At 53.6% G+C, this 16,764-nt stretch carries 13 protein-coding genes; 7 read left to right on the top strand and 6 right to left on the bottom strand.

Features of this window, described 5'->3' with window-relative positions; translation table 11 throughout:
- Positions 1–167 precede the first annotated feature (167 nt).
- The 5 genes from DBY73_RS09805 to DBY73_RS09825 all read left to right on the top strand — a co-directional run bounded on the left by DBY73_RS09805 (position 168) and on the right by DBY73_RS09825 (position 3,853).
- Positions 168–779: a LuxR C-terminal-related transcriptional regulator gene (locus tag DBY73_RS09805; protein WP_181573227.1), complete on the top strand. Its 612-nt coding sequence runs from the start codon at positions 168–170 to the stop codon at positions 777–779.
- A gap of 20 nt (positions 780–799) precedes the next feature.
- Positions 800–1,132, top strand: coding sequence for a hypothetical protein (locus tag DBY73_RS09810; RefSeq protein WP_112010970.1), 333 nt, complete (start codon positions 800–802; stop codon positions 1,130–1,132).
- A 120-nt stretch (positions 1,133–1,252) separates the two neighbouring features.
- Positions 1,253–1,723 carry a MarR family transcriptional regulator gene (locus tag DBY73_RS09815; RefSeq protein ID WP_112010971.1) on the top strand — a complete coding sequence of 157 codons (471 nt, stop codon included), beginning with the start codon at positions 1,253–1,255 and terminating at the stop codon, positions 1,721–1,723.
- On the top strand, positions 1,720–2,787 hold the full coding sequence (locus tag DBY73_RS09820; protein ID WP_112010972.1) for an HlyD family secretion protein: 1,068 nt from the start codon (positions 1,720–1,722) through the stop codon (positions 2,785–2,787). The genes DBY73_RS09815 and DBY73_RS09820 overlap by 4 nt, the downstream gene beginning before the upstream one ends.
- On the top strand, positions 2,777–3,853 hold the full coding sequence (locus tag DBY73_RS09825; protein WP_112010973.1) for a DUF2955 domain-containing protein: 1,077 nt from the start codon (positions 2,777–2,779) through the stop codon (positions 3,851–3,853). The genes DBY73_RS09820 and DBY73_RS09825 overlap by 11 nt, the downstream gene beginning before the upstream one ends.
- Here the strand turns inward: DBY73_RS09825 and DBY73_RS09830 are convergent.
- The 5 genes from DBY73_RS09830 to DBY73_RS09850 all read right to left on the bottom strand — a co-directional run bounded on the left by DBY73_RS09830 (position 3,850) and on the right by DBY73_RS09850 (position 12,649).
- Positions 3,850–5,121 carry a DUF445 domain-containing protein gene (locus DBY73_RS09830; protein ID WP_112010974.1) on the bottom strand — a complete coding sequence of 424 codons (1,272 nt, stop codon included), beginning with the start codon at positions 5,119–5,121 and terminating at the stop codon, positions 3,850–3,852. The two genes, DBY73_RS09825 and DBY73_RS09830, sit on opposite strands and share 4 nt — an antisense overlap.
- Positions 5,122–5,212: 91 nt before the next feature.
- Complete coding sequence (locus DBY73_RS09835) at positions 5,213–8,467, bottom strand: HsdR family type I site-specific deoxyribonuclease (RefSeq protein ID WP_112010975.1); 3,255 nt, start codon at positions 8,465–8,467, stop codon at positions 5,213–5,215.
- Positions 8,468–8,561: 94 nt separating this feature from the next.
- Complete coding sequence (locus DBY73_RS09840; protein WP_258458428.1) at positions 8,562–9,794, bottom strand: restriction endonuclease subunit S; 1,233 nt, start codon at positions 9,792–9,794, stop codon at positions 8,562–8,564.
- Positions 9,795–9,798: 4 nt separating this feature from the next.
- The gene (locus DBY73_RS09845) at positions 9,799–11,418 is read right to left on the bottom strand and encodes a class I SAM-dependent DNA methyltransferase (protein ID WP_112010977.1); all 1,620 of its coding nucleotides are present in this window, start codon (positions 11,416–11,418) and stop codon (positions 9,799–9,801) included.
- Between the two features lie 49 nt (positions 11,419–11,467).
- Positions 11,468–12,649 carry a restriction endonuclease gene (locus DBY73_RS09850; RefSeq protein WP_112010978.1) on the bottom strand — a complete coding sequence of 394 codons (1,182 nt, stop codon included), beginning with the start codon at positions 12,647–12,649 and terminating at the stop codon, positions 11,468–11,470.
- A 268-nt stretch (positions 12,650–12,917) separates the two neighbouring features.
- Here DBY73_RS09850 and DBY73_RS09855 point away from each other — a divergent pair, with 268 nt between their 5' ends.
- Both DBY73_RS09855 and DBY73_RS09860 read left to right on the top strand, forming a co-directional pair.
- Positions 12,918–14,288 (top strand): NAD-dependent succinate-semialdehyde dehydrogenase, encoded by a 1,371-nt coding sequence (locus DBY73_RS09855; protein WP_112010979.1) that lies wholly within the window; start codon positions 12,918–12,920, stop codon positions 14,286–14,288.
- Positions 14,289–14,412: 124 nt separating this feature from the next.
- A complete protein-coding gene (locus tag DBY73_RS09860) occupies positions 14,413–15,990 on the top strand; it encodes a hypothetical protein (protein ID WP_112010980.1) in 1,578 nt (525 codons plus the stop codon).
- Positions 15,991–16,092: 102 nt separating this feature from the next.
- On the opposite strand, the gene DBY73_RS09865 is transcribed toward DBY73_RS09860, so the two are convergent.
- Complete coding sequence (locus DBY73_RS09865; protein WP_112010981.1) at positions 16,093–16,638, bottom strand: YfaZ family outer membrane protein; 546 nt, start codon at positions 16,636–16,638, stop codon at positions 16,093–16,095.
- Positions 16,639–16,764 lie beyond the last annotated feature (126 nt).

Below are 16,764 nucleotides of genomic sequence, written 5' to 3' on the forward strand. Positions count from 1 at the left end.
GTTATGTGAGATAAAATCAGCGTGCTTTTTTATTGAAATGTGATGAATAGCACGATCTGTTCTTGAGTGTTAAGAATTTTCCTATAACGTGCGGAAAAAAGCGTATTGATATTAAAAACATTTATGAGGATTATGAATTAATCCGCAGAGATGTTAGGGTTATGAGAATGGTAATTGTGATTTCATCCTGTAGGTATTTCAGGCAAGGGTTTGATTTATTGTTAAAAACCCTCAATCCTGAGGCGTCTATCTTTACTGACGTCACGTATGTGGATGATATTAAAAAAGCGCACAGGGACAATCTTGCGCGCGCCAAAGCTATCGTAGTGGATTATGGCCAGTCAGACATTAAGGCGCTGAATACTCTCCTTGAGGTTAAAGGTAAATATCCGAACGCTATGGTGATATTCATCACGCGGGAGGCCTGCTTCGACAGCACCATTGAAAATATATTGATTAACACGGCCGCAGATTTAACCATAGACTGTAAATCTTCTGTGAATAAAGTGACCCAGTGCCTGTCGCGCTTTACGATCGCCGACCAGCGGATCACCATTTTTAAAAATATGCGCTGGTGTAATATTGAACGCGAAAAAAGCCTGACCAAAATGGAATCGCTGCTGTTGCCCTATATTGTCTCCGGTAAAAAGAACAAGGAAATATCGCGCTGCGTTAACGTGACGGGAAAAACGGTAAGCCATCACCGCAGGAATATTTATAAAAAGTTCGCGGTAAACAATCTGACCGGATTATATAAAAAGTTCGACCACAGTGTATAAATGCGATCGCGGGTGAAACAATGGACAAAATGATTGCTGCTCAACGAAATCTGAAAGAAGCGCTGCTAGTGCTGGCACAGGACGCCGACTTTACCGAAAAACACCTGCGCGCGTATCGCCAGTGCATTAACCCCGCCACGGCGCAGGGGATACCCGCGGTGATCCGCAAAGACTATTACCGCCTGGCCGACCGCTTCGCGCCGCTGGTGGCGCGCAGCGATGGCGACAAGGCGGTTTTCGACGCGGCCACACTCAACGACATCGCCCCTGCGGTGATGGAGCTCTTCGTCCGCCTGACGGAGTGGATAACCCTTGAACACTATCTGTTAAACCAGCGGGTGCATTACGCCTGAGGGCCGTTTCCCCGCACGTCTTTCCGCGCGTTGTTACCAATTATTGCGCTTTACCCTTTTGTTTCTTGATACTTACCCTGATAACTATTATCTTGATTGGGTAATACGAGAGGGCTCCCCATGAGTGAAGATAATCTGTTCAGCCGCAGGCCGATGGGCATGCGGATGGCGATGATCGTGCGCCAGTGGCGCGCGGTGATTGACGACGCCATTCTTGATACGGGGCTGACCCAGTCAAGCTGGACGGTGATGATGCAGCTGCACCAGCTGGGGGATAACGTCTCGGTCAGCGAGCTGGCGGAGGTGCAGGGCATTGAGCTGCCGCCGCTGATGCGCACGATAGCCCAGCTTGAACTGCGGGGATACCTGCTGCGCACCACGTCGCCGTATGACAAACGCATCCGCCTGCTGGCGCTGACGCCGGATGGCCACGCCATTCTGCGCAGGCTAAACAGCGTTATTGAAACCTATCAGGCCCGCGTATCGCAAAACATCGCGCCGGAACATCTCGAGATTTTCAGCGCAACGCTTAATCAATTCGCCTGCAATTTGCGGACTATCCGCGAAGAAGATAACAAGACCGAAAAATAATGACCCCTGAACAAAAGTTTGCCCGGTGGGTAAGGGTAAGTATTGCCTCTTTCCTGCTGATGTTTGTCTACTTTATCGTCGCGGATATCTGGATCCCGCTGACGCCGGACTCCACCGTCATGCGCGTGGTGACGCCGGTCTCCGCGCGCGTGTCGGGCTACGTGGCGGCGGTGCATGTCCATAACAACAGCCAGGTGAAGAAGGGCGATCTGCTCTTTGAGCTGGACGCTACGCCGTTTCGCAATAAGGTCGAAGCCGCGCAAATCGCGCTGGAGCAGGCGCGCCTGTCGAACGACCAGCTGGATGCGCAAATCGCCGCCGCGCAGGCCAGCCTGAAAACCGCCGTGCTGACCGCGCGCAACGATAAAGTCACCTTCGAGCGCTACCGGAAGCTCAGCACCCTCCAGAACGTTTCGCAGTCGGATCTGGACAAGGTGCGCACGGCCTGGCAGAGCAGCGAGCAGTCCGTCCATTCTATAGAGGCGAACATCCACAACCTGCGCATCCAGCGCGGCGAGCGGGATGAGCACCGCAACGTGACGCTGCAAAAATACCGCAACGCGCTGGACGACGCGCAGCTCAACCTCGCCTGGACGAAGGTCTACGCCGAGGCGGACGGCACGGTGAGTAACCTGCAGCTCAGCCCGGGATTTTATGCCTCCTCCGGCTCCGCCGCGCTGGCGCTGGTAAACAACCAGACCGATATCGTGGCTGATTTCCGCGAGAAGAGCCTGCGCCATACCCATCAGGGAACCGACGCGGCCGTGGTATTCGACGCCTTCCCGGGCCAGGTTTTCCGCGCCCACGTCACCAGCAGCGATGCGGGTATCCTCGCCGGGCAGGAGTCGGTGAACGGCGAGCTGTCCCAGCCGGAGACCTCCAACCGCTGGGTGCGCGACGCCCAGCGGATGCGCATTCACGTGGCGCTGGACGAGCCGCTGCCAAAAAGCCTGCCGACCGGCGCGCGCGCCACCGTGCAGCTCTACAACAGCGAAGGGCCGTTCTCCCGCTTCTTCTCCGGGATGCAAATTCATCTGGTGAGCCTGCTGCACTATGTCTATTAACACGCTGGCCCGGGTCTTTACCCCGCACGGCAACATCGTCTACACGGCAAACGACTTTCGCCAGACCCTGCGCATCGTCTTCGCGGGAACGATCGCCCTGAGCATCTCCAGCTTCTATAACACCTCGTACGGGGTGTTTTTCGTAGTCTACCCGATCATGCTGCTGTCGCTGGTGCCGGTGTTTAACCGCCACGTGGCGAAGCAGTTCATCTTCAGCGCCTCGCTGAACTGCGTCGAAATGATCTTTATCATCGGCTATCTGTCGCAATGGCCGCTGATCATGACGATAGTGGTGTTTGCCCTGTACGTGATGCGCTTTCGCTTTATGAGCAAGGGGCCGCTGTTCCTGTTTGGCTCGATGGGCGTGGTGTGCCAGAGCGTGATGCTCAACTTTATGAGCTACCCCACGACCAACTGGCACACGCTGCTGTTTTCCAACATTGAGGCGAGCGTGATGGCGGTGTGCCTGAGCGCGCTGATGAACTACCTGCTGCCGGACGTTGAGCCGCGCAGGCCGCCGCCGCTGATTGAGAAAGACGATGCCCGCGTGCGCCACGAATCCCTGCTTTCCGGCACCGTCGCCACGCTGATTTTTGTGGTGTTTCAGGTGAGCGATCTCAGCGATTCCCTGTCGGCGCTGATGGCGGGCGTGCTGATCCTGTTCCCGATGCACTATCGCGGCGCGGTGATGAGCTCCATCTGGCGCGTGGCCGGGGTGGTGTTGGGCTGCTTATACATTCTGGTGGTGCAGCTTATTCTGTACGATCACAGCAGCCACATGCTGCTGATGATGCCGCTGATTGCCCTCGGGCTGGCGTTCGGCGCGCGGCTGCACGTGATGGAGAAGGTCGGCGCGGGGGTGGGCTTCGCCAGCATCACCACCATCGGCATCATGTTCGGGCAGAACATGCACCCGGACGGCGACCTGGTGTTTAGCGATCTGTACCGCATCACCTCGGTCACGTTCTCGCTGGTGGCGACGCTGACGCTGGTTTTCCTGGTGCACCGGATCCTCAACTGCTTCGAGCCGACGCGCTACGTCATCGCGCCGCCGAAGGCCGACTAGCGCGCGAGCAGGGCGGGCAGCTGCGACAGCAGGAACAGGATCAGGCCAATCGTCCCGCCGACCAGCGTGCCGTTGACGCGGATAAACTGCAGGTCTTTGCCGATGTTCAGCTCGATCTGGCGCGACATGTCTTTCGCATCCCAGCTTTTCACCGTGTCGCTGATGTGGCGCGTCAGAAACGCGGCAAAGTCGGGCGCGACGCGGTGCGCCGCCTGCTCCAGATGTTCGTTCAGGGACGCGCGCAGGCTGGCATCGGCGGCGAGCGTTTCGCCAAACCACAGCCCGGCGCTGGCGATGCGCTGCTTCACGCGCGAATCGTCGCTGTGCATGTCCGCCTTCAGCCAGTCGCGCAGGTCGCCCCACATTTCCCCCAGATAGCGGTTAAACGCCTCGTCGTTCTTCAGATAGTGCTTGATGCCGTCGGCTTTGGCCGCCATGTCCGGATCGTTTTTCAGATTGTCGATCAGCTTCAGCGTGGCGCGATCGAACGCCTGGCGGATCTGATGCGTGCGGTCGTGGCTGATGTCGTCCAGCAGGCTGTTGACCGCGTTCGACACCATCTCCGCGCTCTGGTCGCCCAGCCACTCGGTGGGCAGCACCATCGCCTTGCGCGGGTGCTCGGTCTTGAGCCAGTGGACAATCTGAGTGGCGATAAATTCTCGCGAGCTTTCGCGCTGAATCAGCGTAATCAGGCGGTTAATAATGGCGTCTAACAACACCTGGTGGCGGTTGTTTTTGGTCATGCTTTCCAGCATCACCGCGCTGGTTTCGGTGAGGTCCACCTTGTCGATGGCCTTATGCACCGCGCGCTTGAGCAGCCGCTGGATGCGCCCGTCGTCGGCAAGCTCGAGGAAACCGCCCATCACCTGAATCAGATGCTGGCCCACGCGCTGGGCGTTGTCGGGCTGGCTGAACCATGCGCCAATCATTTTCGCAGGCTCGTAGCGGCGGATCAGCGCCACCAGGGACTGGGTATCGAGAAACTTCTCCTGCACAAACTGGCCGAGGTTGTCGCCAATCCGGTCCTTATTGCGCGGGATAATCGCCGTATGCCGGGCGATAAACGGGATCGGCACCCGTCGAAACAGGGCGACCACGGCAAACCAGTCCGCCAGCGCGCCGACCATCGCCGCTTCGGCAATGGCCTTAACGCCGCGCACCCAGAAGGTCTGCGGCAGGAAGAGGGTGGCAATAAACGCCGCGGCGGCAACCAGCAGCAGCGACAGCGCTAGCAGCTTGGCGCGTTTCAGTTCGGTATGTTTTTCCATGGGGTAAGGATAGAGGGAAGCGGGGGGAAAGTGCAAAAAACGGCAACCGTTAGGTTACCGTCGGCCAGACATGGCTTAAGGCACGATGTCTTTATTGCGCCATTTGATGCTGCTTAAAATGTTCAGCCTGCGCCAGTACGCCCATATAGACATCATCATTCGCTACCGGCGGGAACTTATGCTTGTGCAGCAGCAGAATCAGTTCAACCTTCAGCTTCGCTTTAATATCATCACGCTTGCTCCAGTCCGGGTACTTCGACGTGTTATCGACCACCGCCTTCATCTCTTTCGCCAGCGCCAGCATTTTGTCGTCTTCATAGGTGAACTGATATTTATCACGCATATGCGCCAGAATGTCGTAGAAGGCTTTCTCTTCCATATCGATCCCCAAATCGGCATAGGTGCCCATCTCGGTCTTTATGTCGTAGATGATGTCCGTCATTTCTTGGCTGAATTCATCAAACTCTTCGCCATTAAGAATGTCATCTTCCCGGCGCTCATTATATTTATCCATAATGGACTGGAAGCGACGGGTGAAGTTGATCCCCTGTAGCTGGTTAACTTTTTTAAAGTCGCTGATGGCTTTTTCCAGCAGCTTTTGAAGCAGCTGGATTTTGGTGGCCGGCAGTTTGATCTTATTGATGCGATCCAGATAATCATTGTCAAAGATATCGATTGATTCGGCTTTCTTATCGCCGAGGAAAAACAGTTCTTCCACGCCGTCGGCCTTGAGCGCCTCGGCGATCATCTCGCGCACGCGGGCGTTCATCTGCGTGACGTCCGGCGCATCGCCTTTGGTCAGCTTGAAGACAATGGAACGTACGGCCAGATAAAAGTGGATATGATCGCGATCGGCCTGTGAAAGCGCTTCGCTACCGCAGCAAACGTCATAGGCGGCTTTCAGGCGTTTCACCAGGCCCATAAAGCGTCGTTCTACCTTTTGTGTGCGCATTACAAATTCTGCCGCGTTGTTCAGGCAGGCCAGCTGCGCCTGCGGCTCGCCGCTAAAGTAAGCTTCGCTGTCAAAATCATGGAAGGCCTGCGCCAGCAAATCGAGGTGGTTTTTTACCTCAATCACCGACTGCTGAATATCTTCAAAGTTATTGGCATCAATGCGCGAATACATTGCCAGCGCCTGGTTCATCTGACGCTTTATGCCGATATAGTCGACGACAAGTCCTTTGCTTTTGCCTTCCAGCTTGCGGTTAACGCGGGAAATGGTCTGGATCAGGTTGTGCTTTTGCAGCGGTTTATCGATATAGATGGTGTCCAGTTCCGGCACGTCGAACCCGGTCAGCCACATATCCACCACGATGGCGATCTTGAAATTTGACTTCGCGTTTTTGAACTGTTTATCAAGCTCCTTGCGGTACTCTTTGCTGCCGAGCAGTTCATACAGCGTGGCGTTATCATCTTTACCGCGCGTCATCACCATCTTCACCATTTCAGATGGCGGTAACTCTTTTTGCTCCTGCTCCGTCAGCGCGATACCGTCTGGCACCTGTTTGACCTCAAACCACGCCGGACGGAAAGTTTTAAGCTGACGATAGAAATCCCAGGCAATTTCGCGGCTGGCGCAGACGAACATCGCTTTGCCTTTTACCGTCGAGCCTTCTGCAACCCGTTTTTCATAGTGTTTGGCAAAGTCCTCGGCTAGCGCCTTCAGGCGGTCTTCATCGCCCAGAATGGCGTTCATGGTGGCGCTGGCTTTTTTGCTCTCGTCGATTTGCCACTCGTTGGTTCCGGCGCTGGCGCACTCGTCGTAATATTTTTCGACCTCTTCCAGCTTGCTGCTGTCGAGGATCACTTTCGCCGCGCGGCCTTCGTATACGATACGCACCGTGATCTCGTCCAGGACGGATTCGGTCATGGTATAGCTGTCGACCACCTCCCCAAAGACGTCGAGCGTGGCGTCGATCGGTGTTCCCGTAAAGCCGACGTAGGTGGCGCAGGGCAGCGAGTCGTGCAGATATTTAGCGAACCCAAAGGTTTTGCGTACCTTGCCGCTCTCTTTATCGACCAGCACTTTCTGATCCAGATTGACTTGGCTGCGGTGCGCCTCGTCAGAGATACAGATGACGTTGCTGCGTTCGGTAAGCAGTTCGGTATCTTCGGTAAACTTATGGATAGTGGTCAGGAAGACGCCGCCGCTGTTGCGACCGGCCAGCTTTTCCCGCAGATCGTCACGGCTGGTGACGGGGACAACGGTCTCGTCGCCAATATAGTTTTTGGCATTGCACATCTGCGTTGAGAGCTGATCGTCCAGATCGGTGCGGTCGGTGATCAGCACGATCGTCGGGCTGGCGAATTCGACGCTTTTCATCAGCAGGCGGGTTAAGAACTGCATGGTGTAGCTCTTGCCGCAGCCCGTGGCGCCAAAGTAGGTGCCGCCTTTACCGTTACCGTAAGGTTTTCGCGCCCGTTCGATGCTGTAGTAGAGCTTGCGCGCCGCATAGTACTGCGGGTAGCGGCAGCAGATTTTCACTTCATGTTTGGCTTTATCCGGGAAGCAGATAAAGTTTTTGATCACGTCCAGCAGGCGTACCGGGTGGAATAAACCCTGAATCATCGAGTGCAGGGAAGGGATGCCGTCCTGCTCGCGGTTTTCATTCCCGCTGACCTTGCGCCAGGAGTAGAAATACTCGTATGGCGCAAACAGGTTGCCCATGCGGTTATTGACGCCGTCGCTGATAATGCACAGCGCGTTATAGACAAACAGCTGCGGAATATCGCGACGATAGCGGGTGCAGAGCTGTTTATAGGCGTCACCAATATTGGCTTCCTGCTCGCGCACCGCGCTTTTAAATTCGAATACTACTAGCGGCAGGCCGTTGATATACAGGATGGCATCCGGAATGCGCGGCTGGTTTTCTTTGCCGGTGATGATCAACTGATTGACGATTTTCACGCGGTTCAGCGGCTGGATAAGATAGCCTGTCGGCGTTTCCGCGGCCTGTTGCAGCGGCACGTCAGCTTCAAACAGTTTACGCAGCGCAGCGGGCAGGTGCCGGGTATCGAGCAGTTCGATATAGAGATCTTTCTGCTGGCGATCGTCGCGTTTAAACAGGAAACCGTTAGCCAGCCAGGTGCAGAAGGTTTTATTGCTTTCGTAGAGATCGGAGGCGGGCAGGGTGGTGAACTGCTTGATCAACCGCTGGATCTCTTCTTCAGTGATGCCGTCGGCCTGATAGCGCGCGGCGAGGTAATGACGAAGATCATCTTCGATAATCACCTGCTCGAGGCTGGAACGCGGCACATTATCGCCTGTCAGGTGCTGGTAGCCCTGCTCCTGTAACAGTTCAATTATTGCCTGTTCTAACTTCGCTTCACTGAATGAGAGATGCATATCCCGCTCCGGCCCTGGCTGGTTTTCTGGTAAGGGTTCCTGTAACAGAGAAAACCTTAACAGAAAGCCCCTGATTTTTCAGGGGCAAAATGCGTTATGCGGGTTCGGTTTGAGCTACTAAGTTTGGCAGATCCTCTAGGGGCAGTTCGCCGGAGATGAGTTTGGGGAGCAGGGTGTCGCGGAGGGCGGTTAGATTCTCTGTTTCATTATGATTCGAATCCATTTTATGCTGGATTGTCTGGATTATATTTGTGAATTTGGCAATGATGGATTGTGTTGGTGTAACGACCTCAAGACGATAAGCATTGTTTCTGTTCAAGCCTGGGACTGCTGCATCGGTATTCATATTCTCTAATCCCAGTGTTTTCAACAGTTGATAGCAGTAAGCAAGAGAATAGTATTCTTTAGGTTTTACGAAAAATACCGTATCAATGGGGTAAAAATCTTTGTTTTCCCAATGTAATGAACCAACAGTACCTTTCCTCCCAACAATAACCCCAGGTCCTTTAACAAGATACTCATTATGGGTTCCATCAACACCGCCAGAACCATAAACAGGATAATCACCATTGGTTCTTTCTGTCTTTTTAAGTGCTTTTCCGTAAGCCAACTCTAAAATAATTTCCAGTCGATTTGTCACCCAGCCTTTTGGCACCCAACCTAACTCTGTTTCTTCAAATTCAGCCGGGAACAGTACACGAATATCCGCCGGAAGTGGTTTAAAATCTGCACTATTGCATACTTTTTGACGCAGTTCGGCGCGAGATTGCAGCGTTTCCGGGATTGGGTTTCCTGCATCCAGCGCGTTATCAATCACCGGATCGAAATCCACGAACCAGGATTTGAACAGGGTTTGGGACATTTGTTCGAGGGTTTGGTTTATGGATGTATTTATTATTATTTTTTTATCGAGATTTCTTAATTTTTCTATTACTGAGTCTTGCGCTTCTGGCAAAGGTACTACTACTTCAATATTCGATAGATCATTTATGGTTATTTGACTTTGAGCAGAGCCGCTATCAAGATAACGTAATGTGTTTTGTTTAAATAGATAATAAAAATATTCTTTTCTTATTATTTTATCATCCAAATCTATCTTGATAGGTAAATTTGTTAAATAGCAATCTTGATTTGCTATTTTTACATCACCAGTTCCGCCGACTCCTCGAGCGACAACAATTAAATCACCAACTGATAGGTTTTTCTCCGGGTAGTTATCAGTATATTTATACCCTGAAAAAACGACATATTTACCTAAGCCAATAAGTTCTTTTTTTGGCATTTTACCATAAGAAAAAGTTGCTATATCACCTAGACGATATTTCATCCACTTACTCCCCATAACCCAACCCCTCCAGGTTCTGGCGAATCGCTTTATCCAGTTCTTCCGCCTGCTTCATCTGCGCAAACAACGTCTGCGACAATTCACGCATTTTGGTCTCAAACGCTACGCCATCTTCTTCCTGCTCGGCGGCACCGACGTAGCGGCCCGGCGTCAGTACATAGTCGTTAGCCTTGATCTCTGCAATGGTGGCAACCTTGCAGAACCCAGCCTGGTCTTCATATTGCGCCAGCTTGCTGTCGCCACGCTTAACGCGTTCGGCCAGCTCTTCTGGCGTGCTGCGCCACGCATGGTAGGTGTCGGCGAGGGTGGCGATATCGTCCGCCGTCAGCTCTTTGGCGGTGCGGTTCATCATGGTACCGAGGTTACGCGCGTCGATAAACAGCGTTTCGCCCTGACGGTTACGGTAGCCTTTGGCCGGATCGGCCGCTTTCGACTTGGTCATAAACCACAGGCACACCGGGATCTGGGTGGTGTAGAACAACTGGCCGGGCAGGGCGATCATGCAGTCGATCAGATCGTTTTCGATCATCTGCGCGCGGATCTCGCCTTCGCCGCTGGTGTTGGAACTCATCGAGCCGTTCGCCAGCACAAAACCGGCAGTACCGTTAGCCGACAGCTTGGAGAGCATATGCAAAATCCAGCCGTAGTTGGCGTTGCCGGTTGGCGGCGTGCGGTACCCGGCAAAGCGCGGGTCTTCGGTCAGCTCGGCGTCGTTGCGCCAGTCTTTCAGGTTAAACGGCGGGTTGGCCAGAATATAGTCAGCTTTTAAATCCGGGTGCTGGTCGCTGAAGAAGGTGTCCGCCGGGCGCTCGCCCAGGTTAGCGGAAAGACCGCGAATGGCAAGGTTCATCTTCGCCAGCTTATAGGTGGTGGCCGTCAGCTCCTGACCGTACAGGGCGATATCGCGGCTTTTCCCCTGATGGCTTTCAACAAACTTCACCGACTGGACGAACATCCCCGCCGAGCCGCAGCACGGGTCATAAATTTTGCCCTGGAACGGTTCGAGCATTTCGGTCAGCAGCGTCACCACGCATTTTGGCGTATAGAACTCGCCGCCGCCTTTGCCTTCGGTGGCGGCAAACTTGCCGAGGAAGTATTCGTACACGCGGCCGACCAGGTCCTCTTTCGAAAGCGCTTCCACGTCGGTTTCGTGGGCCAGCGTTTCGATGTTATCGATGGTATCGATCAGCGACGCCAGCTTCTTGGTTTCCAGGTTCTGGCGGCTGAAGTAGTTGTCCGGCAGCGCGCCTTTCAGCGTCGGGTTACGCTTCTCAATAGTGGAGAGGGCGGTATCAATCAGCACGGCAAGGTTATCCTGCTTGGCGTTCTGCTTGATGAACGACCAGCGCGCCGCTTCCGGCAGGTAGAAGATGTTGTCCTGCTGATAGAAGACTTCCATTTCGAGGAAATCGCCCTGGCCTTCGTCCTTCATCTTTTGACGGCGGGCCTCGAACTTATCGCTGATAAATTTGAGGAACACGAGGCTCAGCACCACGTGTTTGTACTCGGAGGATTCAACGCTGCCGCGAAGCTGGTTGGCGGTATCCCATAACGTCTCTTCAAAGCCTTTCTTTGCTTTGGTTTTTTTTGCTGGTGCTTTGGCCATGATGAACTCAATCAGGAAAAATTTGGCGCCTATTGTAGCGATTTAGGCGTTACATTTCGCCTTTTAATCCTTCTTCCAGCTCATCAAAAAGCTGCAAATCCACGTCCAAAAGTTCTACCGCACTGCTGCGGCGAATCCCCACGTTATTCTCAATTAACAGTTCCAGCAGGCGAGCGCCATCTATCAGGGTAATAGGGGCCGCGCCAGGGTGCAGAGCCGCTTTTTCGCAGTTACCGGCAAAACGACCTGTCGTGATCAGCGTACCTCGTATCGCGCTGTGGTAAGGCAGTGCGCCGCGAAGCTGGTCGATGATAGGGCGAGTGATGTTGCTTTGCATACGCTTAACCTGAACCACTTCGGTAATCGTGGTGATACCGACCTGCACTCTGCCCACCACATCTACGCCTTTATCGCCCGAGGCTTTGGTCACTTCAACCTGCTCATAGCCCATTGCTTCCAGTAGCTGACCAATCAGGTGCTCAAACTTGTAGGGATTCATGGTGCTGATTTGCTCACGCAGCAGCTCTTTTTGCTGGTGGTTGTAGCGCTTAACAGCGTCCAGAAGCTCTTTACGCGGATCGCTTTTGCGGGCGGGAAGCGCTTTCCCAAGCCAGGCGCGGCCAGTATCGGTGATGTGATAGCTCATGCCTTCGCGAGCGACCATCTCGCGCTCAACCAGGTTATACAGCCGAGAATAGAGCGTGCTTTTTATCGAACTCGTTGAGGCAAACTTAGAGTGCTGATGTAGAAAAGCCTGCCATTCGGGCAGTAAATCGGCGCGGCGGGACATTTCACGTCCGGCAAGGAGCTCTAAAAGATGTAGCAGCCCCTCCCTGTCATCCAGCATACGCAGGACCGTTTCATCATTGGCAAGAAATTGTTCGCCACGTGTGGTCGGGGTCCAGCTCTCGTTTGGATCCGTCGTCATCAGTTCAAAAAGTGGATAGTTTAGGAACAGGTAACAGCCGTAGCTGTGGCGAGGATTTAATATGTGTTCGTCCTGATTCCAGATGCAGCGCGCAATTTCAGCATCTTCACCTTTCAAGCGTTCACTTATCCACAAATCGGGCTCGGACCAGTCTACCGGGTTTTGCGGCGTGCCGGTCTGCTCATGAATGGCATTAATCATATTGCGCACGGACTTAACGGAATAGCCTGAAACAGCTTTCATCATTGCTTTCACTTGCGCATAGGTGGGAAACAGCGGGGTGATGACTTTGTAATTTTTCACGTTGGTCCTTTAACGATTTGTAGCAGCGTAGCTGATGGCTTAAGAACGGAAATTCTAACGAGTATGTTAATTATCTTATAACTCAAACGTGTCATTACAGGATTGATATCTCATTCGTTCTTCATAGGCGCTGTTGCCATTACCCTTCAGATGCAATTGAGGCATCAAAGGTTGACTAAGAACCTTCCGGATATACCCAACTTTACGCCCGCGCTCTGCCACGTTGACTACCCTTAATACCCTAAGCGGTAAAACAAGGAGATTCGAAATGGCCTATCAGACAGTCAACCCTGCCACTAACCAGCTCATCAAAGAATACCCCTCGCATACCGATGCGGACGTCGAAGCGGCGCTCAAAGCGGCCGATACGCTCTACCATTCCGACTGGTCAAAGGGCGATATCGACCAGCGCCTGCCGGTGCTGCACAAGCTCGCGGATCTGATCGACGAGCGCGTGGAGGACCTGGCCAAAATCGCCAGCCGGGAGATGGGGAAACTCATTGAGCAAAGCCGCGGCGAGGTGAAGCTGTGCGCGCAGATCGCCCGCTACTATGCGGACAACGCGAAGCAGTTCCTGGCACCGGTGGAGTACAAAACCGAGCTGGGCGAAGCCTGGGTCGAGCATCATCCCATCGGCGTGCTGATGGCCGTTGAGCCGTGGAACTTCCCGTACTATCAGCTGATGCGCGTCCTGGCGCCAAACCTGGCGGCGGGTAACCCGGTCATTGCAAAACATGCCAGCATCGTGCCGCACTGCGCCGAGACCTTTGCGCACCTGGTGCGCGAGGCGGGCGCGCCGGAAGGGGCGTGGACCAACCTGTTTATCTCATCCGATCAGGTGGCGAAAATCATCGCCGACGACCGCGTGCAGGGCGCAGCGCTGACCGGTTCCGAAAAGGCCGGCAGCGTAGTGGCGGCGCAGGCGGCCAGGCACATCAAAAAATCGACCCTCGAGCTGGGTGGTAACGACGTGTTCGTGGTGCTCGACGACGCGGATATCGACAAGGCCGTGAAGATTGGCGTCAACGCCCGTCTGAACAACGCGGGACAGGTCTGCACCGCGGCGAAGCGCTTTATTCTTCATGAAAAAATCGCCGACGCGTTCCTGAGCAAGTTCACCGAGGCCTTTAAGCAGGTGAAGATGGGCGATCCGCTGGACGAAAGTACCACGCTGGGGCCGCTCTCCTCGAAGGACGCGCTGGAAACGCTGGCTAAACAGGTCGACGAGGCGGTGAAAAACGGCGCGAAGCTGCACTACGGCGGTAAGCCTGCCCAGCGCGACGGGAGCTTCTTTGAGCCGACGATCCTGACCCACATCTCGCGCGAGAACCCGGCGTACTTCGAAGAGTTCTTTGGGCCGGTGGCGCAGATGTACGTGGTGAAAAGCGACGATGAAGCGGTTGCGCTGGCGAACGACTCCCACTACGGCCTGGGCGGCGCGGTGTTCAGCCAGGACATTGCGCGGGCGAAGAAAATGGCGTCGCGCATTGAGACCGGCATGGTGTACATCAACTGGCTCACCGATACCGCGGCCGAACTGCCGTTCGGCGGCGTGAAGCGCTCCGGCTACGGACGCGAGCTGTCGGATCTGGGGATCAAAGAGTTTGTGAACCAGAAGCTGGTGGTGGTGCGCCGATAATCCACACGTAACGAGTTAACTATTTCACGCCGGGTCTGCCTTTGCCCGGCGTTATTGCATTTATTAATCATGCAGCCAGGCGTAATATTGAGATAAGAATTGACTGACTCAGTGAGAGAAAGCAATGAGCAATATTATCTTCAGAACGATTAATGGTGTGGTCAGGCCCATTAACGTCAGCGGTTCAACAAAAAAAGTTCACGCAGCGAAAAAAACGCCAAATTCTGACTATAAGCTTAAGAAAAATCATTACGCGAACTTCCGTGCCTTTACCGTTCCGAATGTGAAATGTAAAACCTGCCATCAGCTTGTCTATTATTATGAACATCCTTCAGGCTCACGCGTTTTATTTGATGAGCTCGGGCCCCCCTGGCCGCTCCATCCCTGCTTTATCGCCGGACAGCTAAAGAGGCAATCTGGTGTAAAAACACCCGCCAACTCGATCAGCAAAAAAGAGAAAGGCTGGTTCCCGTTGGTTATAGAACGGGCTGAACGGTATCAGGATAAAGTCAACGTTCACGCCCGGTCAGAAAATGCGGCGTATGTTTTTACGATTCCGTCAGCAACGCTTCGGGAAAGAATGATTGAGGTGGTGCAGGTTAAACTTCTCCTAGCGCAAGCAAGGCAACGTTCCGCGACCGACGTGCGGGTGCAGCTTCATGACGGCATGTCCAGCTGGGAGCAACAAGGTAAAGTTTTTATCGGTCCAACTGTCGCGGAGGTGCCAGCTTCCGGAGCGATGGTGCTGTCTGAAAAAAAACTGAAAAACCTCTCACTGCTGCAGAATTTTAGGATGTGTATTGATCAAAATAAACTTCACGTCGATTACTGGTTTCGCGATAAGCAGTACCACCAGGCGTTACGTCTGAAGAAATGGCGCCATTTTCGGCATAAAGTGGAGAGACTGCGGCTCTATTACCGCATAGATAAACAGGGTGCCAACCCTATTTTTTATGCCCTTGATCCTGCTTCGCGGGAGTATTTCAGCTTCGCGATGGCACCTGCCGCTGAGCCTGCATCGAGCATGACACCGCATGTGCAGGAAAGCCAGGTCATGCTGGAGGATATCTGGCTTGAGGATGTCGATTCCTTACAGGTCAAGCTGAGGGGGAAAATTGATACCAGCTATATCACGCTGTGTCTCCCCAGAGCCTGCTTGCGTGTCGGGGAAAGCATTGATTCCTTACTTCAGGGCGATATTGCGCTCTGGTTGTCGCATGCCGGCGGCGCGGAATGCCATGTTGCTATTGGTGCAGCATTGGATCCGCGCAATAAAACCGCTCGGGGCAAAATAACGGTCTTATCCTGCGTAAATGCAGAAAAAGTGAGTTTACCTGCGGCCGCAGATTTTAACGTCATCGATATTGATATACGTGAAGATGCGCATGTCATATTAACCCTCTCTTACCAAGGCAAAACCTGGCATATGCCATTATTTGTAAGCGATTATCAGCGTAATTGGCTTATTACCCGTTTCGCAATGGAAACGCAGTTGCTCTTTAAACAGCGGAGAAGCAACACTAAAAATATGACCCAGCTGTATGTTGATAACCGGTGCGTAGGTTACTACAAAAAAATGCTTCCGGAGGATAAGCCGACATTAACCGAGGTAGTGTTGGGCCGTATTTACGAAGAGACCGCTCTGGGACTGGCGTTCAGTGAAGCAATTAAGAAAAAAAGCGAATCCGAAAATCAGGCGTGATACCAGACTGCAGCGGATGGGGAGGCCTGAAGTCGCTGATAATTCGTAGGTAAAAGGGGGACCTAAAAAAACCTGCCGAGCGGCAGGTTTTTTTTTTAGGTATTAGAAGGTGATCCCGCCGCCGACATAGGCGCCGTCAATCAGCGTGTGGTTTGGACGACCGTCTTTGCCGTCAACGCTCACGTGGCGGTAGCCCACTTTCAGCGTCACCGGTGAGATTGGCGTCCAGCTTACGCCGCCGTTGGCTTCAACGTAGTTTTTCACGCTGTTGTTCAGCCCTTCCGGCGCGGCATAGCCTTCGCCGAAGACGTGGATGCTGTCGGTCAGGGCCACGCTCACGCCGCCGCCGATTGGGAACGCCACGCCGTTATCGCCTTTCTTTGGACCGATGTAGATCGCTTTAGCACCCGCGTTCAGCATCACCGGGCCCACTTCCAGGTTGTAGCCTGCGCCCACGCCGCCGGTCTGCGTACCGTCGTCGGTGTTTTTCAGCCAGTTGCTCTCAGCGTACAGGCCGGAAGAGGACTTACCCATTTCCAGATTGAGGTTGGTATAGTTTTTACCCTGCTCGATGCTGCCGCCCATTGCCAGTGCGGAACCCGATACGGCGGTCAGTGCGGCCAGAACCAGAACGTTGAGCTTTTTCATGTTTTATACCTCGTCATCAAGTTAATCTGGGCACACCCTAACAGGCGATTTTTATGACTGCAAATGTGATTTCGTTCGCGGTTTTATGCTGATTTTGTTGTGTTTTCGTGGTTTTGCTGTTGTGGA

It is taken from the genome of Enterobacter sp. RIT418 (assembly GCF_003057745.1).
Taxonomy (GTDB): Bacteria; Pseudomonadota; Gammaproteobacteria; order Enterobacterales; family Enterobacteriaceae; genus Enterobacter.